Below are 23,084 nucleotides of genomic sequence, written 5' to 3'. Positions count from 1 at the left end.
TTGAAAGGCTGGGGTATCCATGATGGTAGACCTCAAGGTGATGGCCTACTTCAAGCTTAGCCTTTCAACACGTAATTGGGACATAGCCATATTTAAAGGGAGCCGAGCCTGGCCTGGCGCGGGCCAACCAGATCGCCATGGGGGCCAACTGCTCGCTGGAGTGGCTGGCAACCGGCTGCGGTTATCTCTACCGTCAGGCGGAAGTGGTGGACAGGGAGGCGCTGGCAGCGGCGCAGCAACTGCTGGGCGAGCAGCACCCCGGGGTGGGGCTGCCCGATGAGGAGGCACTGGTCACCCTGCTCGCCTATTACCAGTTTTTGCGCACCCACAAGAAAGCGGACGGTTTTCTCGACTTGGCGCTGGCGCGGGAGTTTGGTCGCCATCTGGGGGAAGCGTGATGAGGGGCATATTACCCTTTGATCGTGTCACGGCCGGTTGATTATTCTGATACGCTCTAAGCAAGATAACTCTCCATGGAATGGGCGATGAGCTACTTGATCCTCGGAAGCGGTGCGCTGGGCTCGGCGCTGGCAAGAGAGCTGATGGCAAGGGAGGTGTCCTTCCTGCTGGCCGGGCGCACCTATCCAAAAGGGATCGAGATGGGGGCCTTCTTCCCGCTGCAAGAGGTGGACGCCATCTCGTTCGATGCTCTGTTTACCCTCTACGATAGCGATCCGCTCCCCACTGTGGTCATCAACACCATCGGCCTGTTGCACGATGTCAGCTTTATGCCGGAGCGGCGGGTTGAAGAGGTGCACCCCAAGTGGCTGTGCGACAGCCTGCTGGCCAATGCCTGGCCAACACTGGCGCTGGCTGCCCGCTTCAGTCGGTTGATGGGGAGTGATCATCCTCTGTGGCTTTGCGCCATCTCCGATCTGGCGGGCTCCATTACCGCGAATCAGGAGGGGGGACGTTACAGCTACCGGATGAGCAAGGCGGCCCTCGACATGGGGGTGAAAACCCTGGCCCTTGAGTGGACGCAGCGTTTCCCGCAAGCGGGGGTGGTGGCCGTAGCGCCCGGTTTGATGGACTCCCCGATGAACACCCCCTTTCTGAGCGAGTTGCCCGCGGAGCAATTGCAGGATCCTGCCGAGGTGGCGGTGAAACTGCTCAATCTCATCAAGGGGTTATCGTTGAGCCAATCGGGCCAGCTAGTGGATCTCAACGGTCAGCCGCTGCCTTGGTAAATCCCGCCTGCGGGTTCTATGGACGTCTATTGGCTTCACATTCTGCTCATGCGCCCCTTGCCAAGCGGGGGGCGCATGGCTAACGTCACTCTCCTGTTTCAGGAGGGATCTCATGCGCTATATCGATTTACGAAGTGACACCGTCACCCAGCCTACTGACGCCATGCGTCAGGCCATGCTCCACGCCGTAGTCGGTGACGATGTCTATGGTGAAGATCCGGGCGTCAACGCGCTGGAGGCCTATGGGGCCAGATTTCTGGGCAAACAGGCGGCGCTGTTTGTGCCGTCCGGCACCATGTCCAACCTGCTGGCGGTGATGAGCCACTGTCAACGCGGTGAGGGGGCCATCCTCGGCAACGCCGCTCACATCTATCGCTATGAAGCACAGGGGTGTGCCGTACTGGGCTCCGTGGCCCTGCAACCCTTGCCGATGCAGCGCGACGGTACGCTGGCATTCGATGATATCAAGGCCGCGTTGGCGCCTGATGATGCCCACTTCGTCCAGACTCGCCTTATCTGCCTTGAGAACACCCACAATGGCAAGGTACTGCCGCTCTCCTATCTGCAGGAGATGGGCAGATTCGTTGCCGAACGCGGATTGAAACTCCATCTCGATGGCGCCCGGCTTTTTAACGCCGCCGTGGCCAGCGAGACCCCGGTCGAGGTGATCGCAGCACCGTTTGACAGCATCTCGATTTGTCTCTCCAAGGGGTTGGGCGCACCGGTTGGCTCGCTGCTGGTGGGCCGCCATGACTTCATCGCCCGTGCGCGCCGCCTGCGCAAGATGTTGGGGGGCGGCATGCGTCAGGCGGGTATTCTGGCGCAAGCCGGTCTGTTTGCCCTCGAGCAGCATGTGACCCGTCTGGCCGATGATCACCGCCGTGCCAAACGGCTGGCCGAAGGGCTGGCGGCGTTGCCGGGCATCGAGCTCGACCTCTCGCTGGTGCAGAGCAATATGGTGTTCCTGCGACTGCGTGAGGGGGAGTCCGCTCCTCTGCTCGGTTTTATGAAGGAGCGGGGGATCCTCTTCTCCGGTTACGGCGAACTGCGGCTGGTGACCCATTTGCAGATCAACGATGACGATATCGAAGAGGTGATCGACGCCTTCACCGAGTATCTCAGGGCACGTTGAGACGGTTGTGTGAGGTAGACGTTATACTCAGATCTGTTTGTACCGAAATAACAGAGGGCGCCGCGGCGCCCTCTGTTATTTGTAGCAAGCTCAAGCCTGCCGCTGGCCGCTCATCAGCATGGCCTCATCGGTGGCATCGTAAATCATCACCGCGATATGGGTCACCTGCCCGCCGAAATCGGCCAGTGGCACCAGCGTCAGGTTCTGGAACATATGGGGTGCCGAGCCGGTAATGGGGCGGTAGTTGGAGAAACGCAGCAGGTAGGGCTTCTGCTCCCAGGTGCTGAAGGCGCGGTTGTTGAGCTTGAAGACCATGTTGGCTTTGCGCTCGAACCAGGCTTTGTCCACATCGGGGAACAGTTCGAACAGCACGCCGTCGCGCACTTCACCCGCCAGTCGGCCGCTGTGGCTCTCCATAAAGCCGTTCCACACCTGAACCTTGTACTCCTTGTCGAGCACCACCAAGCCTACGTCCAGGTTCTGGACTATGTTCATCAGCCAATGAAATTCACGGATTTCCATAGTCACTCCTAGAGCATGTGCATGATTTTGTTGTTCATGGTGGCGATGGAATCTTCGGTAAACAGCAGCAGCAGATCACACTGCACCGCGTAATACTGGATCCGGTAGTTGATCTCGATGGCGAGGGTACGACGCCAGCGACTCTTGTTGGTGTTGATCAGCTCGTTGATGGGTCTGTGCTGGCCGAGCACCACCGGGTGGCCCTGACTGAAGGGGGTATCGAGCTGGTTAGCGTAGCCGCGCAGGAAGGCGCCGATCAGCACGTTGGCGGTATCCATCAGCAGCTCCAGTTCGGCGGTGCGATCCAGCGTCCCCTGATGGTTCATCAGCTTGGCCAAATCCTTGAAGCTGGAGTCATGGAACAGGATCAGCGCTTCGCCAGCGATCCCCGCCCCGATGAAGCCTTGACAGACGGCGGAGAGGGTATCCGAATCGGCGGCCGCCGAGAGGGCCATGTGCAGCTCGGAGACCTCCAGCACGTTGACGTTGGGGATAGGCAGCACCACGAAGGCGTTGAGCAGACGGGCAAGCAAGTCGGCAGCCTGCCCCATGGAGACGTTGGCCAGTTCCTGATAGACATCGCGGATTTCGGGGGTGATCTTGACGCCTGCATCGGCTACCACGCCGCTTGTCAGCTGCTCGGGGGCGCTTGGTTGACCGCTCGGGGCGGCACTCCAGAAATCATGCTTTTTGAGCAGGGCGAGCAGGGTTTCTGGGGCGGCGGGTTTCTTGATGAAATCGAGCGCCCCCAGCCCCATGACCCGTTGATAGGCCTCTGGCTGGATATCCCCGGAGACCACGATCACCTTGTTGCGCAGACCCTCCCGTTGGAGGGTCTCCAGCACGCCGTAACCGTCCATTTCCGGCATGGTCAGATCGAGGAAGATGAGATCGCCATGACCCATCAGCACCTGTTCGATCCCTTCGAGACCATTGGCCGCGTAGTGCAAATCGACTTTCCAGTCGGCCGGGAGCGCCCGCGCCAGCTGTTTGCGGGCGAACCCGGAGTCATCACATATCAATACATTCATGGCGTTAGGCAGGCTCTGTTGGCAAGGGATGCTATAAGTGTGGCCCGCTAACGGTCAGATGCAATGGGTGAGGCTATCACCTTGTGAAAATTGGTTGTCCCACTGCCGATTGCGATAGCGTGCTGAGTATTTTTCAACAAATTCAACGAACATCTTAACACGCAACGGAGCGAACTGGTGCTGGCAACACAACATGTAGAAGGGGCGATTGCCGGTTTGCCAGTCGGTCAGTACCGGCACCAGCTGCTCGTCATGGAGGAAGCTGCTCAGATAGTGCAGCGGGGCGTTGACGATCCCCAGATGACGCCGGGCTGCGCGTACCGCAGCCTGGGTCTGGTTGACGGTCAGTTTGGCGCTGCGTTTGATGCAGACGCTCTGGCCATCCTTGTCGGTCAGCTGCCAGTGCTGGTGAGGCCAGCAGTAGATGAGATCATGCTCTTCAAGCTGGTTGGGATGGGAGGGGGTGCCCTTCTTGGTCAAATAGAGTGGTGAGGCAAACAGGCCGTACTCGATATGGCCGAGACAGATCGCATTGGGCAGCGACTGGGGCAGCTCACCGTTGAAGAACACCAGATCCCGATCATTGTCGAACAGGTGCTGGTGATCATTGGTCTGGGTGATATCGAACTGTACCTCGGGATAGTGCAGCCCGAATTCGGCCAGCATATCGATGAGGATGGTGTTGGAGAGCGCGATCGGCGCAGCTATCCGGATAAGCCCGGTGATATCGGCCTCTTGACCCTGGATCTCGCTGGTGGCCTGCTCGATTTGTGCGAGTGGCGTGCAGAGACGTTCGTAGTATCTGAGGCCATCATCGGTCAGGCGGAGCTTGCGGGTAGAGCGATGTAGCAGGGAGCAACCCAGTTGCTCTTCCAGCTGGGAAATGCGTCGACTGATGGTGCCTGTTGGCATGCCCAGTGCGGCTGCAGCGTGGGAGAATCCTCCCTCTTGCACCACCTTGACGAACAGGTAGAACTCTTCAATGTGCTTCATAAACGCTGTTCTGGGTGTAACAAGGGGGCAACCATAAAAAGAGCGTTCCGGGTTGGCAAGGGTAATTCAGCGTTTAATTGATCTGGATTCGATTTCTGTTGATACCTGTTCTCCACCCGCCCATCATCTCAATTTCCCCAAGCTGGTGATTATTTCGGCACGATGCCAAATGGTACTGCGGCAGTGATGTTTGCCATATTTCCTGATTTGTTCCGCTATAACCGCGGGCGAAGGCCGATATTGCAACCTGAGGGAAGGGCGCCGGTTGCGCTGCGTGCTCAGCCGGGGTAGTTTTCCATCCCCAGCCAATGTGATGCAGATCATATATTCTGGTTTTGCTCATTGCCTGTTGAAAAATGAATTTGGGATATAGCAATTCCGCCTTAGTGAACTATTTTTGTCCGTTTTGGCGTTTTTTTGGCTGTTTATCCATCCGCTTGGTTAATTAATGGAAGCTTTGTGACAGAGAGTGATGACTATTTCCGCCATTGATTTAAATGTTAATAACAAATTTGTCGCAGCAAATATGCAATTGCTCTTTCAAGGTCTCGAGTGGATAGCTCTTAGTGCTTGTTTTTACTGGGGAAAAAAGTTAAAAATCGACTATATGATTTGCCTGGATTAACAGGGTCCTTGGCTGAGTCCTTTGTAGTTTTGCCGTACAGGCTGCCCTGTTGTTGATATCTGAAATAGTTTTGTCCGCTCTTGGCTATGTGAAAAGGGATAATGGCCGAGAGGTATTTGCACCTTGCATTCTGCAGCTAGCGGTTTGCCAGATCTGTTTTCCGGTTAACCAGTGACCATCCAGCATGAATGACCTTGACCAGATGAATACGCTTGACGAACGGTTACTGAAGACGATGGATGTTCTGCATACCCCGATCTGGGTTTATGACATCGAGCATCACCATATTTTCTGGGCAAACAGCGCAGCGCTCTCCGTGTGGGAGGCGACGTCTCTCGACGAACTCTGCTCCCGCGACTTCTCTGCCGATATGGCAACCGCCATCGATCTGCTGCTACAGCGCTATCTGGGTGATTTTCAGCAGGGGCGCAGTTACAACGAGTGGTGGACCCTCTCCCCAAAGGGGGTCAAGAAGCAGATCTATCTGCGCCTCTCTGGTATTCAACTGGCTGGCCGGCTGATGATGATGACCGAAGCGGTGCTCGACTCCGATACCCTCTATCAGGAGTCCTCGCTGGCAACCGGCGATACCCTTGCCTGCCTGTTCGATAGCCATGGTGTGTTCGAGAGTGGCAACTATCACTTCGAAATGTGTTTCGGCCACCAGATCGCCAAGCTCTCCCAGGTTTTCTCCGGCAATGATGACAGCTTCTACCAGAAGCTCTCCCGTCTCGATGAGGTGGTGACCGAGGGGGAGTGCCGCACCCTCAAGGGGATGCGCTGGTTCCAGTATCAGTTCCGCTATATCCAGCAGGGGGCCCGCATTCTGCTCACCATGCGGGATATTACCGATCGCAAACTCGAAGAGCTGGAGCATCGCCACCTCGCCTGGCACGACTCCCTGACCGGCCTGCTCAATCGGTATGGCTTGATGAAATCCCTCGAGGCCTATTGCGGGCTGGGGGAGCGTTTCGCGCTGGTGTTCATGGATCTGGACAACTTCAAGCTGGTCAACGACAACTACGGCCACAAGGCGGGAGATCGCCTGCTGGAACGGGTCGCCGGTCGCCTCAAACAGATTTGCCCGCGGGATGTGGAGCTGGCTCGCCTCGGTGGCGATGAATTCACAGCACTGGTGCCGCTGGGCAATCAGGGGGATCGGGCGCAAGAGGTGGCCGATCAGATGCTCTCCCAGATGACCAAGCCGCTGCAACTGAGCGGGCTGCCGGAGGTGACCATTGGCGGCAGTATCGGTATCGCCATCTATCCCGATGATGCGGATGACGGGGACAACCTCATCACCCGTGCCGACATGGCCATGTATCAGGCCAAGCAGATGGGGCGGCTGCGCTGGCAGCGTTTCACCCCCAGCATGCAGCAGACCTTGCAGCGCAAGCTCAATCTCAAGCAGTTTCTGGCCAAGGCCATCGGCCGCCAGGAGCTGAGCCTCTGTTACCAGCCGCAGGTCGATGCCGCCAAACGGCGTCTGATCGGTTACGAGGCGCTGCTGCGCTGGTACAACCCGGTGCTCGGCCATGTGTCGCCGGTGGAATTTATCCCGCTCGCCGAAGAGATGGGGCTGATCCGCGAGATCGGCAGCTGGGTGCTCTCCACCGCGCTGGCACAGGTCGCCAGCTGGCAGAAGCGTTTCCATCAGCGGGTGCCGGTCTCCGTCAACCTCTCCGGTTTCCAGCTCTCGTCGGCGTTGCCCGGGCAAGTTCGCCAGCAGCTGGAGCTGCACGGGGTGGATGCCTCCCTGTTGACGCTGGAGCTGACCGAAACCGTGCTGATGCTCGATATGAAGGGGTGCCTCGGCATTCTCGACGATTTGAGCGAGCAGGGGATCAAGATTGCCATCGACGATTTCGGTACCGGCTACTCCTCGCTGGCCTATCTCAACCGGTTGCCGATCAACAACATCAAGCTGGATCGCTCCTTCGTGGTCGGCCTCAACTTGCCGGTGATCCGGGCGACTGCAGCCATGGCCACCAATTTGGGGTTGGGGATCATGGCCGAAGGGGTGGAGGAGCCTCACGAGCTGGCCGCACTGCAGACCCAGGGGTGCCATGTGTTCCAGGGGTATCTGTTCAGCAAGCCGCTGACGGTGGCGCAAGTCGAGGCGAGCGGTTTTGTGGTGGAGTGCCAGGTTGGGCGTTATCCACTGCTAGATGCCGTGATGGCAGAGTAACAAGTGTGCGTTAGGCCACAACTTGGGATTTTATTCCGCAATATTTAATCAAAATTAATCATTCTTTTGCGATCGGTCATGAGACGGATTGGCTGGAATTGCTAGCATGCGACCTCGTTTCTAGGGAAAGGAGTATCGCAATAATGAGTCATGCTGCTGTCAATGACCGTCCGGCCAGCCCTCCCAAAGGTTGGCTGAACCGTTTCCTCAATGGCGTCGAGAAAGCCGGGAACAAATTACCCGACCCCGCCATGCTGTTCCTCTACGCCTTGCTGATCGTCTGGGTCGGCTCTTGGGTGTTGTCACAATTCCAGTTTGATCTGGTCAACCCCCGTACCGGGGAGGCGGTAGTGGTCAACAACCTGCTGACCGGTACCGGTCTGGCCGAGTTTCTCTCCACTATGGTCACGACCTTTACCGGCTTTGCCCCGCTCGGGATCGTGCTGGTGGCCATGCTCGGGGTCGGGGTGGCCGAGCAGTCCGGTTTTATCAATACCGGTCTGAAAAAGTTGCTGAAAGTGACGCCTGCCCGTTTTCTCACCCCCATGCTGATCCTGGTAGCGATCGTCAGCCACACCGCCGCAGATGCGGGTTATGTGCTGGTGATCCCCATCGGTGGCATCATCTTCCACGCTGCCGGACGCCATCCGCTGGCGGGGATCGCCGCCGCCTTTGCCGGTGTCTCCGGCGGTTTTGCCGCCAACTTCCTGCCCTCCGGCGGGGATGCGCTGCTGCAGGGCTTTACCCAGTCCGCCGCTCAGTTGCTCGATCCTGACTACATGGTCAACACCCTGTGCAACATCATCTTTACCGGTGCCTCTTCGTTGCTGATCATCTGCGTCGGCTGGTTCATCACCGAAAAGGTGGTGGAGCCGCGCCTCAAGCATGTGGCGCTCAACGAGGATCTGGAGAGTGCCGACGAGATGGGGCGTTACAGCGCGCAAGAGAGCCGTGCCTTCAACTGGGCCGGGTTTGCCATGCTGGCGGCAATCGTGCTGCTGGCGCTCTCCCCGAGCGATTCACCGCTGCGTGCTGCCGATGGCTCCCTGACTACCTTCGCTGCCCCCGTGATGAAGTCCATTGTGCCGCTCATCTTCTTGCTCTTTATCCTGCCCGGGATTGTCTACGGCTTTGTCGCAGGCAGCTTCAAGAGTGGCAAGGATGTGATCGATGCCATGTCGGCCACCATGAATAAGATGGGCTCCTACATGGTGATGGCCTTCTTCTGCGCGCTCTTTATCAAGGCGTTTGGCGACTCCAACCTGGGCACCCTGCTGGCCCTCTCCGGTGCCGAAGTGCTCCATGCGCTGGCGCTGCCCGGTGAGGTGACTATCGTCGGGATGATCCTGCTCACCGCCAGCGTCAATCTGGTAGTCGGCTCGGCCTCCGCCAAGTGGGCGCTGATCAGCCCGATCCTGGTACCCATGTTGATGGCGGTGGGGATCTCCCCCGAGCTGACCCAGGCGGCTTACCGTGTCGGTGATTCCGCTTCCAATATCATCACCCCGCTGATGGTCTTCTTCCCGCTGGTGGTGGTCTATTGCCAGCAGTATGTGAAGAGCACCGGGATCGGTACCCTGGTCTCCATGATGCTGCCCTACTCACTGGCCTTCCTGGTGAGCTGGACGATTTTCCTGCTGCTCTACTGGGCGCTCGGCTTCCGCTCGGGTTGCAAGCCCCTTACGTCTATCCGGCCCCTTAAGCTGGGTGTGCGAGGGAGCCTTGGGCTCCCTCGTTTTTTTCGCTATGGTGTTACCTCATTTTGGAGGTGCCATGAATCAGACCATCGATCTTATCCTTTCCCATCGATCCATTCGTCAGTTCACTGCCGAGCCGATCGCCCCGCAGCAGCTGGATGCCATTCTCGCCGCCGCCCAGTCCGCCTCGACCTCTAGCTTTTTGCAGGTGACCAGTATTGTGCGAGTCAGTGAGCCCGAGGCGCGCCAGGAGCTGGCCATGCTGGCGGGCAATCAGCCTTATGTGGTGCAGGCGGCCGAGTTTCTGGTGTTCTGCGCCGATTACCATCGTCACAGCCAGATCGTGCCCGAGGCCCAGACCGGTTATGCGGAGCAGTTGCTGATCGGTGCCATTGACGGTGCCCTGATGGCGCAAAATGCCCTGCTGGCGGCGCAGTCGCTGGGACTGGGCGGGGTCTATATCGGCGGCATTCGCAACCATCCGGCCGAGGTGAGCGAACTGCTCGGCTTGCCCCATCAGGTGATCCCGCTGTTTGGCCTCTGCCTTGGTCATCCAGCCCAGCAGCCGGAGCAGAAACCCCGTCTGCCCAGGGGATTGGTGGTGCATCAGGATCGCTACCGGCACGAACTGGATCGTGACCTGCTGGCTCAATATGATCAGCAGATCGCGGACTACTATCAGGCCCGCAGCAGCAACAACAAACAGCAGACCTGGAGTGGCCAGATCCGCGCCATTCTGGGCAAGGAGTCCCGCCCTTTCATGCTGGGATTCCTGCAATCGCGGGGCTTTAACCTCAAGTAATGGCGCTGATGGGCGATACTATGGGGAGGTGACCGTCATGGTCATCATCCCCTGATCCTGCAATCTCTCCCTGAGACCGGGGGCACAGCTTGGTGACAAATCGTGGGCAAGGGGGGATCTGCAGGCTACCTTAAGTGGGTAAGCTGTTGTAGGATCACGCAATTGGATAGGAACAGGGGTTTGGACATCCTATGATTTTAACTTTGGTATTGCTGTCTATTGGCGCACTCCTGTTTTTGGTTATCGCCTATAACGTGATGCAGCAATATAAGCAGAAGGCAGAGGCGGACAAGCGTCACGCCGTTGCCAGACACAAGACGGTGGCTGACGAGACCGAAGAGGTGTTGCTGAATGTCAATCTGGTGCCTTTCTCCAAGAACATGGTGTTGCTGTTGCAGCACCGGATCCTCGATGCCTATCGCGCCATCGCCCAAGTGATGCCGAACAATCAGATCAAGCAGCGCATCGCCGATGTGCAGACCCAGATCAAGAATGTGCAGGAGAACTACAGCGCGCAGGATGAGGGGCATTTCAAAACGCCGGAGTCTGACCGTCAGGCGATCCAGATGCTGCAGCTGGTCAAGAAGATGCGGGCTGTGCTGCGGGTCGAGCACAACAAGGGCAAGATTGACCCTCAGGGGTTTGCCCAGGAAGAGCGCCGCCTCGAGCTGATGCAGCTCAAGATCAACATCTCCAATCTGGTCAAGCGGGCGATGGATGCCCGCATTCAGGGCCAATATGGTACTTGCCGCCAGCTCTACACCAAGGGTCTGTCGGCCATGGCGAGCGTGGGCGACAAGGATCCCTATCTGCTGGCCCGTGAAGAGGATATGCGTCAGGGGCTCAAGGAGCTTGAAGAGTTGCAGCAGCAAAATAGCGCGCAGGATCTGCAAAACATCAAGGACAAGGAAGCCGACGAGCTCGATGTCCTGTTTCAACCCAAGAAGAAATGGTAAGCATGTCTCACCCACTCGATTCTACTCTGGGGCCGATGGCCCCTTTTGTTTCTCAGCTGTTGGCCGAACTGGCCGCCACTGGCGTCACAATTTCACAGCCAACGGTCGATCATCTCTGTTATCGGGCGGCTACCCTGCAGGAGTACCGCGCGCTATGTGCTGTGCTGGCTGAGGCGGGCGCCTTGCTGGTGGAGGGGATGATTGGTGGTCGCCCTATTGCGACTTATCAGTTGCATCAGCCGCTGCTGGCTGGTGAGGTACAGGTACCCTGTATCGAGCTGGCTGCACCGAAACCGGGTCGCGTCCATCAGGCGGGGTTGGAACATATCGAGCTGGTGGTCACTTCACTGCAGGATCTGGTAGCGCGCTATCCCGAGCAGCCATTCAAAACTGGCAACATGCAGGATACCCGCAACCCCGATATTGGCCTGATGTTGCCCTCCGGACAGATCAAGTTTCATCTGCGCCCGCTGGCGGAGGTGATCGCCGAAGAGGTAGCGACCGACGCTGTGGTCGCGGTGCCTGCGGATTATTTCGAGCAGGAGTGATCCTGTGCTCAATGCGGTGTGAGCCAGACAGGCTCTTGAATAACGCAGCAAAAGGGGTCACCGGTGTGACCCCCTTTGTTATCTGGCGGTGCTTGGTTGCGAGAGCGCTATCTGCTCGTGGGTGACCCTGTTTGCGCTGAGCCCGTTACCCGTGTCGGTGGGGTTGCTGGGCGGGCAGTGGCGATTGGCTTCGCTGCTTGAGACGGCCGAGCCAGAGGCTCAAGCCTGCCGTCAGGATGAGGACCAGTTCAATTCCCATGACCAGACCGCCCAGCTCGCCTTGCTCCCAGAAGGGGTGCAGGTAAAGTCCCCCCAGACTGGCTCCCAGATAGTAGGCCACCAGATAGAGGGAGGAGGCGAGGGCGCGGTTGTGTTCGACATGATGACCCACCCAAGCACTGGCACAGGCGTGAGCCAGGAAAAAACCGAAGCTGGAGACCAGCAAGCCGCTCAGGATCCCGAGCAGACTGCCCTGCAGCAGCCACAGACTGCCGATAGCCATCAGCGCGATCCCCACTAGCAGCATCCGTTGTGCCCCCCAGCGGTTGGCAAAGCGACCGCTCAGTGAGGAGGCCACCGTTCCCGAAAGATAGGTGAGAAACAGCATGCCGAGCCACTGGGTGGGCAGCGAGAAGGGGGGCTTGGCCAGCAGGAAGGTGAGATAGCTGAACTGGTTCAGAAACACCATAAAGTTGAGCCCGCCGATAAGGTAAGCCCCTACCAGCAAAGGATTGGTCAGGTGCTGCTGCAAGGCGCGGGCAAATTGACCGCGAACGGGGGCGCTCGCCACAAAGCGGGTTTGGTGGGGCAGCAGCCAGAAGACCAGCGGCAGCAGTGACAGGCTGATCACTCCGATCCCCAGAAAGGTATGCTGCCAGTCGCCAAACCAGCCCGCCAACAGACCGCCGACCACCCGACCGGCAATGCCACCGAGGGAGTTGGCGGCAATATAGACCCCCACCGCCGAGAGCAGCGCCCGTTTGCTGAACTCTTCCCCCATATAGGCAATCGCGGTCGCGGGCAGCCCTGCCAGCAGCGCGCCCTGCAGGATGCGCAGCAACAGCAGGGAACCAAACTGCTCAACCAGCGGGATCAACAGTGAGAGCAGGATCGCCAGGGTGAGGGTACCCAGCATGACTTGCCGACGGCCATGGCGATCCGCCAGTCTGGCGCAGATCAGCAAGGAGGCGGCGAGGCCTGCAGTGCATCCTGCCAGGGTCCAGCTGGCCGAGAGGGAGTTGACCGAGAAGACCTCGGCAATCAGGGGTAACAGGGGGTGGGTCTGATAGAGGTTCAGAAACACCAGAAAAGAGCCCAGGCTGAGGGCCAGGGTTGCACGTATCCACTCGCGACTTCCAACTTCAATCATTGCGTATTGTCCTGACTACTTTTGGTCAGGGTAGAGCCCTTGCTGTTATAAATATAATATATTTAAGTTATTCATCTCATAAGTTGAATTGATACATGGATCTGAAACAGCTCACCTATCTGCTGGCGGTCAGGGATGCCGGCTCATTTACCAAGGCAGCCAACAGTCTGCATGTGGCACAACCGGCCATCAGCATGGCCATTGCCAAACTGGAGCAGCAGCTCGAGCTGCGGCTGTTTGATCGACAGGACCGGGCGGTACGGCTCACCCCGGAGGGAGAGGTGCTTTGTCGCCATGCTGAGCGTCTATTGCTGCAGATGCATCAGGCCGAGGCCGAGATGGCCGAGCTCAAGGGGCTGGAGCGGGGAGAAGTGCGGATCGGGATCCCCTATATGATGGGCTCCTACTATTTCCCCCCTCGTCTGATGGCCTTCAAGCACCGCTACCCCGGTCTCAAGATCCGGGTTGAGGAGGCAGGCACCCGCGAGCTGCTCAGCCGGATGGTGGATGGCTCCCTCGATCTGGCCATTCTCATCACCAGTGATCTCCCCCCCGCCATCGAGGGAGCGCATCTGCTGAGCGAAGAGATGTTGATGGTGGTGGGGGACGATCATCCCTTGCGTGGCGCATCAGCCGTCACCCTCTCGCAGTTCTTTGCCCAGGAGTTGGCGCTGTTTCGCCGTGGCTTTTATCACCGGGAGCATATGGAGGCGCTGGCCCAGAGCCTGGGCGTTGAACCCGATATCGCCTTCGAGAGCAATCTTATTCCTCTGCTAAAGGCAGTGGTACGGCAAGGTTTTGCGGTGACCACCTTCTTGCGGATGGTGCTGGAAGAGGAGCCTGATCTGAGTGGTGTGCCCTTCGACCCGCCTATCTACCTCGATCTCTGTGTGGCGTGGCGGCGTGGCGATCCGCTCTCCATGGCCAACCGTGCCTTGCGTGATTTCCTACTCAAGGATCGCCCGGCCTGATGGCGGCGGGCCATTGCTGAAAGTTTGTTACTATTAACGGTGGGTTCGCTTGAGGGCTACACCATGAAACTGCAGCAATTGCGCTATATCGTCGAGGTGGCGAACCACAGGCTGAATCTGTCGGCCACCGCCGAGAGCCTCTTTACCTCCCAGCCCGGGATCAGCAAACAAGTGCGGATGCTGGAGGATGAGCTGGGGATCCAGATCTTCGAGCGCAGCGGTAAACACCTGACCCAGATCACCCCCATAGGTCGGGATGTGATCAAAGTGGCCGCCGAGGTGCTGGACAAGGTCGCCACCATCAAAGTGATGGCCAGGCAGCATGTGCATCCGGAGCTGGGAACCCTCACCATTGCCGCCACTCATCTGCAGGCTCGCTATATTCTGCCCGCCATCCTCAAGGGATTCATGGCTCGCTTTCCCAAAGTTGCCGTAACTGTGATGCAGGGGAGTGCGGCGCAGTGCCGCGCAGCCGTGCATGATGGCGCTGCCGATCTGCTGCTTACCGATGAACCGGAGGAGGGGAGCGATCTGCTCATGCTCCCCTCTTTTCAGTGGCAACGGGGCTTGGTGCTGCCCAAGGATCATCCGTTGGCCAAAGCAACATCACTGACCCCGGGCGAGCTGGTTGCGTTTGCGCTGGTGACCGATGGAAGGCCGCTCTCTGCCACTCATGGCAGCGATTGCGCTCATGCCGAGAGCCGGATCGCCTGTTGTGCGAGCGATAGCGATGTGCTCAAGACCTATGTCAGACAAGGGATGGGCATCGGGGTGATGGCAACCTTTGCCTGGGAGCCACAGCGCGATGGCGATCTGTTGCTCAAAACGGTGGCCTGGCTACCTGGTGGTGTGGCCGCTATCGGTCTGCGCAGAGGGGCGTTTTTGTGCGGCTATTTGTATGACCTGATTGGACGTCTCGCGCCGCAGTTGACTCGGGAGCAAGTCGACCAATGCTGCGCTGCCCGCAGCGGCGAAGAGCTTGATGCACGGCTGGCCAATCTGACCGTGCCACTGCGATAGCTTGGGTCGGTGTGTGACTGTCTCAATAAAAACGCCTCCGAATTGGAGGCGTTTGAACATCTTTCATTCGTCAAGTTAGGCTCATTTTTTGAGCATGTGATCCAGCTTGTTGGCCTTGGTCGACAGATAGAACTCGTTGTGGGGATTGCGCCCTTCCTGCAACGGTACCCGTTCGGCTACCGGAATACCGAAGGATTCCATCGCTTTCATCTTGCGCGGGTTGTTGGTCATCAGTTTGAGAGACTTGACTTCAAGCTGCTTGAGCATGTCGGCGCAGATGGTGTAATCGCGCATGTCGGCGGCAAAACCAAGGGCCACGTTGGCCTCCACGGTATCGGCCCCCTGATCCTGCAGGTGATAGGCGCGGATCTTGTTGAGCAAGCCGATGCCACGGCCCTCTTGACGCACATACAGCAACACGCCACGACCGGCTTTGGCGATATTCTCCATGGCCGCCTGCAACTGGAAACCGCAGTCACAACGCAGGCTGAACAGGGCGTCGCCGGTCAGGCACTCTGAGTGGATCCGGCCCAGCACGGGCTCTTCACCGGTAATGTCGCCCATCACCAGTGCGGCGTGATCTTTGCCTGTGCCGGTTTCCTGAAAACCTACCAGCGTGAAGGTGCCCCAGGGGGTTGGCAATTTGGATTTGGCCACGAGGGTAACGCTGCTCATAGGTTGCTCCTTACTACTAACGGCTCAAAAAAGGGGGCCAGTTTAGCGCGCCTTGTCAGGAACGACCATAAGAACAAGTCCCTGCATTGCTTAATGAAATGTCCAGGTAAGAGACCAGCACAGCGGTCCGCCGGGGTTTTGGCCCTTTGTGCGGATTGATGACTGCCAGGCTCGGCACATTCGGGTATAATCGGCGCCCATTAACCCACCCCTTCGGGATGGGAGCAACACAGTGCAGGAGAGAAGTTATGCCTCAGATGGCCCCCGTAATGACAATTGATGGCCCCAGTGGTGCAGGTAAAGGCACCTTGTGTCAGCTGCTTGCTGAGAAGCTGGGGTGGCACTTGCTGGACTCGGGCGCCATCTATCGGGTGTTGTCCCTGGCCGCCCTGCATCACGATGTAGAGCTGGACAGTGAAGCCTCACTGGTGCCTCTGGCTGCCAATCTGGATGTGCAATTTCAGGTAGAAGGCGATCTGGTCAAGGTGATCCTGGAAGGGGAAGATGTCTCCCGCACCATTCGCACCGAAGAAGTGGGTAATGCTGCCAGTAAAATCGCCGCCTTCCCCCGGGTGCGCGAAGCCTTGCTGCGCCGTCAGCGTGCATTTCGTCAGGCACCGGGTCTGATTGCCGATGGTCGTGACATGGGTACCGTAGTTTTTCCCGAGGCAGAGGTGAAGATTTTCCTCGACGCCAGTGCCGAAGAACGGGCCCAGCGTCGCTATAAGCAGTTGCAAGATAAGGGCTTTGATGTTAACTTTGAGCGTCTTTTAACCGAGATTCGGGAACGTGACGATCGCGACAGAAATCGCGCTACTGCACCCCTGAAACCGGCAGAAGATGCTCTGGTGGTAGACTCTACCGCCATGACCATAGATGAAGTGCTGGCAACAGTACTCGCCTATGCAGAGCAACAACTTGGTGATGCCAGCGCAAGCTGACATCCGGTCGTCTGCACCAAGGATGGCGCAGATTATTTAAAACAGCCCCGCTTGTGCCGGATTGCAAGTGGATGTTTCATTTGTGACATAAACAATGATCGAATCTTTTGCTCAACTCTTTGAAGAGTCCCTGAACGCCGTTGAAACCCGTCAAGGTTCCATCGTCAAGGGTACTGTCGTTGCTATCGAGAACGGTTTTGTACTGGTTGACGCTGGTCTGAAATCCGAGTCAGCTATCCCGGCTGAAGAATTCAAGAACGCCATGGGCGAGCTGGAAATCAACGTCGGCGACACCGTTGACGTGGCTCTGGACTCTATCGAAGATGGTTTCGGCGAAACCAAGCTGTCCCGCGAAAAAGCCAAGCGCCACGAAGCCTGGCTGCAGCTTGAGAAGGCTTACGAAGAGCAAGCTACCGTTATCGGTATCATCAACGGCAAGGTCAAGGGTGGTTTCACCGTTGAACTGAACGGCATCCGTGCCTTCCTGCCGGGTTCTCTGGTTGACGTGCGTCCGATCCGTGACACCGCTCACCTGGAAAACAAAGAACTCGAGTTCAAAGTCATCAAGCTGGACCAGAAGCGCAACAACGTTGTTGTTTCCCGTCGTGCCGTGATCGAGACCGAGAACACCTCCGAGCGTGAAAGCCTGCTGGCTAACCTGCAAGAAGGTCAAGAAGTTAAGGGTATCGTCAAGAACCTGACCGACTACGGTGCATTCGTAGATCTGGGCGGTGTTGACGGCCTGCTGCACATCACCGACATGGCGTGGAAGCGCGTTAAGCATCCTTCCGAAATCGTCAACGTTGGCGACGAGATCGCTGTCAAGGTTCTGAAGTTCGACCGCGAGCGTACCCGTGTATCCCTGGGTCTGAAGCAGCTGGGCGAAGATCCCTGGGTTGCTATCGCCAAGCGTTACCCAGAGACCACCCGTCTGTCTGGCCGCGTGACCAACCTGACCGACTACGGCTGCTTCGTTGAAATCGAAGAAGGCGTTGAAGGCCTGGTACACGTATCCGAGATGGATTGGACCAACAAGAACATCCACCCGTCCAAAGTTGTTAACGTTGGCGACGTGGTTGACGTGATGGTTCTGGACATCGACGAAGAGCGTCGTCGTATCTCCCTGGGTCTGAAGCAGTGCAAATCCAACCCGTGGCAGCTGTTTGCCGAAACTCACGCCAAAGGCGACCGTGTTTCCGGCAAGATCAAGTCCATCACTGACTTCGGTATCTTCATCGGTCTGGATGGCGGCATCGACGGCCTGGTTCACCTGTCTGACATCTCCTGGAACAACCAGGGCGAAGAAGCCGTGCGTGAATTCAAGAAAGGCGACGAGATCGAAGCCGTTGTTCTGCAAGTGGATCCGGAGCGTGAGCGCATCTCCCTGGGTGTCAAGCAGATCGAAGAAGACCCGTTCAACAAGTACCTGGCTGACAACAAGAAAGGTGCTATCGTGAAGGGTAAGGTTACCGAGGTTGATGCCAAAGGTGCCGTTATCGAACTGGCTGACGGCGTAGAAGGCTACCTGCGTGCCTCCGACGCTGCTCGTGACCGCGTAGAAGACGCCACTCTGGTGCTGTCTGTTGGTGACGAAGTAGAAGCTAAATTCATGGGCGTTGATCGTAAGAACCGCACCGTAAGCCTGTCTGTCCGTGCTAAGGACGAGGCTGATGAGCGTGTTGCTATCGATAGCCTGAACCAACAAGAAGAAGTTGTGTTCAGCAATGCTATGATGGAAGCGTTCAAAGCCGCCAAGGGTGAGTAATCCTTGATGCAAGAAAAGGGCGGCATTGCGCCGCCCTTTTTTATCCTGGCAAAATGAATATTGCATGTGATCGGGGAAGGAGATTTAACGTTATGACCAAATCAGATCTCATCGAACAACTGGCATCCAGCCGCATGCATATGCCGGCCAAGGATGTCGAAGCCGCCATCAAGGAAATCCTTGAGCAGATGGCGTCGACCTTGCAAAACGGCGACCGGATTGAAATCCGCGGATTTGGCAGTTTTTCACTGCACTATCGTGCGCCCCGTGTGGGCCGCAACCCCAAGACGGGGGACAAGGTTGAACTGACCGGGAAATATGTCCCGCACTTCAAACCTGGCAAAGAGTTGCGCGAGCGCGTCAACATCGTTGAATGATGCAGAAATGGGCATACCTCGGGTATGCCTTTTTTGTTTTTGGCGCCGATTCCTGTGCCAATCGTCTTGTTTCTTAAACTCTTTCCCCATTCACTCTAGAGTCTGCCTGCGATTTTAAGGATAATCAGCCTCTCATTAGATACTGACAGGGAGCTCTTATGAAGCGTATTTTGGCCCTCATTCCGCTGGTGCTGGTGTTTGTTCTGACCCTGGCGCTGGGCTCACAAAATGGTCAACTGGTTCAGTTCAATTACCTGATTGCTCAGGGTGAGTTTTCGCTTGCCATGTTATTGGGCTTCTTCTTCGCTGGCGGTTTTTTGCTGGGTTGGCTGGTATTTGGCCTGCTGTTCCTGCGCCTGAAAATGCAAAACCGTACCCTCAACCGCACCATGCGTCGTCAATCCCGCGAGTTGGAGCTGGCCCGGTCACCGGGTAAGGAATAATGTTCCTCAATGCTTGAACTGCTTTTCCTGCTGTTGCCCATCGCCGCCGGTTATGGTTGGTACATGGGTCGCAGGAGTGTTCGCCAGGACACCCAAAAACAGAGTAACCAGTTTTCCCGCCAGTATGTGGCGGGCCTCAACTATTTGCTGTCCGATGAATCCGACAAGGCGGTGGATCTCTTTATCCAGCTGCTTGAGGTGGACAGTGAAACCATCGAAACACACCTCTCCCTCGGCAACCTGTTTCGCCAGCGTGGGGAGGTCGATCGTGCCATCAAGATCCACCAGAACCTGGTAACCCGCCAACTGACCCGGGAGCAGCGACAACTTGCCCTGCAGGAGCTTGCGCGCGACTTTCTTGCTGCCGGTCTGCTGGACCGGGCGGAAGCGCTCTGGAATGAGCTGTGTGACGACAGCGACTATGAAGAGACGGCGCTGGCACAGCTGTTGATCATCCATCAGCAGTTGCGGGATTGGGATAAGGCCATCGATGTGGCGGTGCGTCTGCAAAAATTCCAGGGCAAGAAGCTGGCCGACCCCATCTCCCATTTCTATTGCGAGCAAGCTGAAATCGCGCTGCGTGAGGGCAATAAAGGGGAGGGGCTGGCCAAGCTCAAACGGGCGCTCGGTATCAATCCGGCCTGTGCCCGGGCCAGTTTGCGCCTCGCTGAGCTCGCCATGGCAGATGGAGAGTATGAGCAGGCCAGCAAGGAGTTGCTGCGGGTGTTCGAGCAGGATATCGACTTTGCCTCCGAGGCGATGCCCAAATTGCTCGAGTGCTATCAGCAGTTGGGCCGCACGCCCGCATTGATCCCGCTGCTTGAGAAGGCAGTGGAAGATCACGCCGGCGTCAGCGTGACCCTGGCCCTTGCCAAGCTGGTTGAAGAGCGTGATGGCCTGAGCCATGCCCGTTCGCTGGTGCTGCGTCAGCTGCGTCGTCATCCATCGATGAAAGGTTTTTACCAGCTGGTGGGTTTTCAGCTGGCCAGTGCGGAGGAGGGGCCTGCCAAGGAGAGTCTCGAACTGCTGCAACAGCTGGTTGGCGAGCAGATCAAAATCAAGTCAACCCACAAGTGTCGGCAGTGCGGCTTTGCCACTCACTCGCTGTTCTGGCAGTGCCCGTCTTGTCGCCAGTGGGGTTCCATCAAACCGATCCGTGGTCTGGACGGTGAATAACAAGCAATAGGATGTGAGATGCAAGATCCCAAAGTACTGGTAGCGCTGGATTATCAGCACGAGGCAGATGCCTTAGTGTTCGTTGAACGTATCTCTCCGGCCCAGTGCCGTCTCAAGGTAGGCAAGGAGATGTTTACCTTGTTTGGCCCGCAGTTTGTACGCCAGCTGGTGGCCAAGGGATTCGATGTCTTTCTGGATCTGAAATTTCACGATATTCCCAATACCGTTGCCAAAGCCGTGGCAGCCAGTGCCGAGCTCGGTGTCTGGATGGTCAACGTGCATGCCAGTGGTGGTGAGCGGATGATGCGTGCCGCCAAAGAGGCGCTGCTGCCTTATGGCGACAAGGCGCCATTGTTGATCGGGGTGACCGTGCTGACCAGCATGGAGCAGTCCGACATGATCCCTCTTGGTCTGGATGTGAGCCCTGCCGAGCAGGTGATCCGGCTGGCTACCTTAACCAAGGCATCCGGCTTGGATGGGGTTGTCTGCTCTGCCAACGAGGCCCATGAGTTGAAAGCCTTGCTGGGCGAAGATTTCAAGCTGGTGACCCCGGGTATTCGCCCGACCGGTTCAGCGGCCGGGGATCAGCGCCGGGTGATGACACCCAAAGCGGCGGTCGAGGCGGGTTCCGATTATCTGGTTATCGGTCGCCCCATTACGCAGGCTGCCGATCCGGCCGCCATGCTGGCCAGCATCAATGCCGAGCTGGCTGGTGCGTAACAGGCTCACTCAGTGATACACGGTGCAGGCCGAGCAACAGGCCTGCACCAGCTCCGATAAGATGAGACTCGATATGTATCCTGGCATTGATCAGGGTGGCGATCGGGCTCTCTCCTGCGTTGTAGAAGTCCATCGCCAGCTTGAGCCCCATCCCCGCTAGCAGTAGCCAGCCCGATGTGCGGCGTCCGTGGCGAATATCCTGCATTGCCCCCCAGACAAACAGACCATGCAGCGAGCCGGATAGCCCCATGTACCACTGGGTCTGCGGGCACCACCACCAGATCCCCAAGCCCACTGCCAACCAGAGCAGCAACATCAGCAGCGGCAGGCGAGCCCCACCCAGATAGTCGCGAAACAGGCTATAGAGGATGGCGAGGCCGCCCAGATTGAGCTGCAGGTGCCACAGATTGGTATGAGCCAGATTGCCTGTTATGATCCGCCACCCTTCGCCCCCAGCGATCAAGGGCCGATCGAAGGAGAGCTGAAGATTGGGAACGGTAAAGAAGAGTAGCAAGCTGGTGAGAGAGAGCGTGATAACCCAGAGCAATCCAGATTTGTCTGACAACATGAAACAGTCCAACGACAAGAACAGTCGATACTGTACACGTTGCACCCGAGCCCTCAAAGCCTGCTTGTGCGATTATATTGTGCCGGTTGACAATCATACGCCCCTCTACATCTTGCAGCACCCCAACGAGATGGCACATCCCAAGGGGACTGCGGCGCTGCTGGCGGCCTCTTTGCAACAGTGCGAGATCCATGTGGGGGAGGACTTTTCCCGCGATGAGTGGCTCAATGGGTTGCTCGCAGACCCTTCCCGTCGCAGCTATCTACTCTGGCCGGATGAGGATGCCATTTCGCTGACCGATCTTCGCCAACAGTGGGAGAGTGAATCCTCTGGCTCCGCATCCGTCGCTTTTATCTTGTTAGACGGCACCTGGCGCAAAGCCTATCGCATGTTGCAGAGCAACCCGGCACTGGTCCGTTTGCCCCGTATCGGCATTGGTGCCATTGCCGGTCAATATGCCATTCGCAAGAAACCCTTTCCCGATGCCCTCTCTACCATAGAGGCGGGCTATCACCTCTTGTCCCGGTGGGAGGGGAGGCCGGAGCGCTATGCGCCCTTGCTGACCCTGTTCAATCGGTTGAATACCCAGTGGCAGGACTTTGCCGAAGGCCGCCGCGCGTGACAATTCAAGGAGTTATCAAGATGAAAAAAGCAGTCGTGGTTTTCAGCGGCGGTCAGGACAGCACTACTTGTCTGGTGCAGGCATTGGCCCAGTATGATGAAGTGCACGCCATCACCTTCGACTATGGCCAGCGCCATCGGGAAGAGATCGACACCGCGCGCCGTCTGGGCAGTGCACTGGGGATTGCCGCCCACAAGGTGATGGATGTGACGCTGCTCAATGAGCTGGCGGTCTCTGCCCTGACCCGTGACGACATTCCTGTCAGTTGCGAGCTGCAGGATAACGGGCTGCCCAACACCTTCGTGCCGGGCCGCAATATTCTGTTCCTGACCCTGGCCTCCATCTATGCCTATCAGGTGGGCGCCGAAGCGGTGATCACCGGTGTGTGCGAGACCGACTTCTCCGGCTATCCCGATTGCCGTGACGAGTTCGTCAAGGCCCTCAATCAGGCGGTGTCGCTGGGGCTGGATCGCGGCATCCGTTTTGAAACTCCCCTGATGTGGCTCGACAAGGCCGAGACCTGGGCACTAGCGGATCACTATGGTCACCTCGACACGGTGCGCCAGCAGACCCTGACCTGCTACAACGGCATTGCCGGTGACGGTTGCGGCACGTGTCCTGCGTGTGAACTGCGCCGTCGCGGTCTGAACAACTATCTGGCCGACAAGTCGGGCATCATGGCCAGACTGTTTGAGAAAACCGGGCTGGGCGAGAAAAGCGCAGAGTGAGCCTGCGTCTTGCCGTGGCTTGGGGTAT

23 protein-coding genes and 1 pseudogene are annotated in these 23,084 nt (G+C 57.7%); 18 read left to right on the top strand and 6 right to left on the bottom strand.

The features are described 5' to 3' along the window. Nucleotides 1-89: 89 nt before the first annotated feature. The 3 genes and pseudogenes from ACW5W8_RS15400 to ltaE all read left to right on the top strand — a co-directional run. Nucleotides 90-398, top strand: a pseudogene (locus ACW5W8_RS15400) (XRE family transcriptional regulator); the annotation flags it as partial. Between the two features lie 87 nt (nt 399-485). Next, a complete protein-coding gene (locus tag ACW5W8_RS15395) occupies nt 486-1,187 on the top strand; it encodes a Rossmann-fold NAD(P)-binding domain-containing protein (protein WP_498628547.1) in 702 nt (233 codons plus the stop codon). Nucleotides 1,188-1,299: 112 nt separating this feature from the next. Then, entirely contained in the window at nt 1,300-2,319 is a 1,020-nt protein-coding gene (ltaE, locus tag ACW5W8_RS15390) for a low-specificity L-threonine aldolase (RefSeq protein ID WP_498628546.1), read from the top strand. A gap of 90 nt (nt 2,320-2,409) precedes the next feature. Here the strand turns inward: ltaE and ACW5W8_RS15385 are convergent, their stop codons facing one another. The 3 genes from ACW5W8_RS15385 to ACW5W8_RS15375 are packed head-to-tail and all read right to left on the bottom strand — an operon-like array spanning nt 2,410 to nt 4,865. Continuing rightward, complete coding sequence (locus ACW5W8_RS15385) at nt 2,410-2,841, bottom strand: PAS domain-containing protein (protein WP_033137631.1); 432 nt, start codon at nt 2,839-2,841, stop codon at nt 2,410-2,412. An 8-nt stretch (nt 2,842-2,849) separates the two neighbouring features. After that, nucleotides 2,850-3,872 (bottom strand): response regulator, encoded by a 1,023-nt coding sequence (locus tag ACW5W8_RS15380; RefSeq protein ID WP_498628545.1) that lies wholly within the window; start codon nt 3,870-3,872, stop codon nt 2,850-2,852. A gap of 54 nt (nt 3,873-3,926) precedes the next feature. Further along, the gene (locus ACW5W8_RS15375) at nt 3,927-4,865 is read right to left on the bottom strand and encodes a LysR family transcriptional regulator (RefSeq protein ID WP_005337171.1); all 939 of its coding nucleotides are present in this window, start codon (nt 4,863-4,865) and stop codon (nt 3,927-3,929) included. Nucleotides 4,866-5,725: 860 nt separating this feature from the next. Here ACW5W8_RS15375 and ACW5W8_RS15370 point away from each other — a divergent pair. From ACW5W8_RS15370 to ACW5W8_RS15350, 5 genes are all read left to right on the top strand, one after another. Further along, nucleotides 5,726-7,678 carry a putative bifunctional diguanylate cyclase/phosphodiesterase gene (locus ACW5W8_RS15370; RefSeq protein ID WP_013723827.1) on the top strand — a complete coding sequence of 651 codons (1,953 nt, stop codon included), beginning with the start codon at nt 5,726-5,728 and terminating at the stop codon, nt 7,676-7,678. A 143-nt stretch (nt 7,679-7,821) separates the two neighbouring features. Then, nucleotides 7,822-9,573: an AbgT family transporter gene (locus tag ACW5W8_RS15365; RefSeq protein WP_498628544.1), complete on the top strand. Its 1,752-nt coding sequence runs from the start codon at nt 7,822-7,824 to the stop codon at nt 9,571-9,573. Next, nucleotides 9,464-10,177 (top strand): oxygen-insensitive NADPH nitroreductase, encoded by a 714-nt coding sequence (gene nfsA / locus ACW5W8_RS15360; RefSeq protein WP_498628548.1) that lies wholly within the window; start codon nt 9,464-9,466, stop codon nt 10,175-10,177. Before ACW5W8_RS15365 ends, nfsA begins: the two co-directional genes overlap by 110 nt. A gap of 191 nt (nt 10,178-10,368) precedes the next feature. Beyond that, nucleotides 10,369-11,133 (top strand): DNA repair protein, encoded by a 765-nt coding sequence (locus ACW5W8_RS15355; RefSeq protein ID WP_498628543.1) that lies wholly within the window; start codon nt 10,369-10,371, stop codon nt 11,131-11,133. Further along, nucleotides 11,127-11,681, top strand: coding sequence for a VOC family protein (locus ACW5W8_RS15350; RefSeq protein WP_498628542.1), 555 nt, complete (start codon nt 11,127-11,129; stop codon nt 11,679-11,681). Before ACW5W8_RS15355 ends, ACW5W8_RS15350 begins: the two co-directional genes overlap by 7 nt. Nucleotides 11,682-11,826: 145 nt before the next feature. Here the strand turns inward: ACW5W8_RS15350 and ACW5W8_RS15345 are convergent, their stop codons facing one another. Further along, the gene (locus ACW5W8_RS15345) at nt 11,827-13,050 is read right to left on the bottom strand and encodes an MFS transporter (protein ID WP_159143885.1); all 1,224 of its coding nucleotides are present in this window, start codon (nt 13,048-13,050) and stop codon (nt 11,827-11,829) included. A gap of 95 nt (nt 13,051-13,145) precedes the next feature. On the opposite strand from ACW5W8_RS15345, the gene ACW5W8_RS15340 reads away from it, so the two are divergent. Together ACW5W8_RS15340 and ACW5W8_RS15335 are read left to right on the top strand one after the other, a co-directional pair. Continuing rightward, the gene (locus tag ACW5W8_RS15340; RefSeq protein WP_019444700.1) at nt 13,146-14,021 is read left to right on the top strand and encodes a LysR family transcriptional regulator; all 876 of its coding nucleotides are present in this window, start codon (nt 13,146-13,148) and stop codon (nt 14,019-14,021) included. A 63-nt stretch (nt 14,022-14,084) separates the two neighbouring features. Continuing rightward, nucleotides 14,085-15,041 (top strand): LysR substrate-binding domain-containing protein, encoded by a 957-nt coding sequence (locus ACW5W8_RS15335; RefSeq protein WP_498628541.1) that lies wholly within the window; start codon nt 14,085-14,087, stop codon nt 15,039-15,041. An 81-nt stretch (nt 15,042-15,122) separates the two neighbouring features. On the opposite strand, the gene ribA is transcribed toward ACW5W8_RS15335, so the two are convergent. Then, nucleotides 15,123-15,716, bottom strand: coding sequence for a GTP cyclohydrolase II (gene ribA / locus ACW5W8_RS15330; RefSeq protein WP_005337152.1), 594 nt, complete (start codon nt 15,714-15,716; stop codon nt 15,123-15,125). 248 nt (nt 15,717-15,964) lie between these two features. Between ribA and cmk the strand changes: the two genes are divergently transcribed. From cmk to pyrF, 6 genes are all read left to right on the top strand, one after another. After that, nucleotides 15,965-16,657 (top strand): (d)CMP kinase, encoded by a 693-nt coding sequence (cmk, locus tag ACW5W8_RS15325; protein ID WP_019444698.1) that lies wholly within the window; start codon nt 15,965-15,967, stop codon nt 16,655-16,657. A gap of 94 nt (nt 16,658-16,751) precedes the next feature. Continuing rightward, complete coding sequence (gene rpsA / locus ACW5W8_RS15320) at nt 16,752-18,422, top strand: 30S ribosomal protein S1 (RefSeq protein ID WP_042013223.1); 1,671 nt, start codon at nt 16,752-16,754, stop codon at nt 18,420-18,422. A gap of 92 nt (nt 18,423-18,514) precedes the next feature. Then, a complete protein-coding gene (gene ihfB, locus ACW5W8_RS15315) occupies nt 18,515-18,799 on the top strand; it encodes an integration host factor subunit beta (protein WP_498628540.1) in 285 nt (94 codons plus the stop codon). Between the two features lie 158 nt (nt 18,800-18,957). Then, a complete protein-coding gene (locus ACW5W8_RS15310; protein ID WP_005337143.1) occupies nt 18,958-19,242 on the top strand; it encodes a LapA family protein in 285 nt (94 codons plus the stop codon). Between the two features lie 9 nt (nt 19,243-19,251). Further along, nucleotides 19,252-20,418, top strand: a complete 1,167-nt coding sequence (gene lapB, locus ACW5W8_RS15305) for a lipopolysaccharide assembly protein LapB (RefSeq protein ID WP_498628539.1) — start codon at nt 19,252-19,254, stop codon at nt 20,416-20,418. Nucleotides 20,419-20,436: 18 nt separating this feature from the next. Then, nucleotides 20,437-21,138: an orotidine-5'-phosphate decarboxylase gene (pyrF, locus tag ACW5W8_RS15300; RefSeq protein ID WP_498628538.1), complete on the top strand. Its 702-nt coding sequence runs from the start codon at nt 20,437-20,439 to the stop codon at nt 21,136-21,138. On the opposite strand, the gene rrtA is transcribed toward pyrF, so the two are convergent. Continuing rightward, nucleotides 21,113-21,706, bottom strand: a complete 594-nt coding sequence (rrtA, locus tag ACW5W8_RS15295) for a rhombosortase (protein WP_498628537.1) — start codon at nt 21,704-21,706, stop codon at nt 21,113-21,115. The genes pyrF and rrtA overlap by 26 nt on opposite strands. Here rrtA and ACW5W8_RS15290 point away from each other — a divergent pair. Then, complete coding sequence (locus tag ACW5W8_RS15290) at nt 21,705-22,328, top strand: tRNA-uridine aminocarboxypropyltransferase (RefSeq protein WP_498628536.1); 624 nt, start codon at nt 21,705-21,707, stop codon at nt 22,326-22,328. The two genes, rrtA and ACW5W8_RS15290, sit on opposite strands and share 2 nt — an antisense overlap. A gap of 20 nt (nt 22,329-22,348) precedes the next feature. Further along, nucleotides 22,349-23,056, top strand: a complete 708-nt coding sequence (queC, locus tag ACW5W8_RS15285) for a 7-cyano-7-deazaguanine synthase QueC (RefSeq protein ID WP_498628535.1) — start codon at nt 22,349-22,351, stop codon at nt 23,054-23,056. The last annotated feature ends 28 nt before the right edge of the window (nt 23,057-23,084 follow it).

It is taken from the genome of Aeromonas aquatilis, assembly GCF_054052405.1.
The sequence above is the reverse complement of the archived record's forward strand: the minus strand, read 5'-3'. Positions and strand labels throughout refer to the sequence as shown.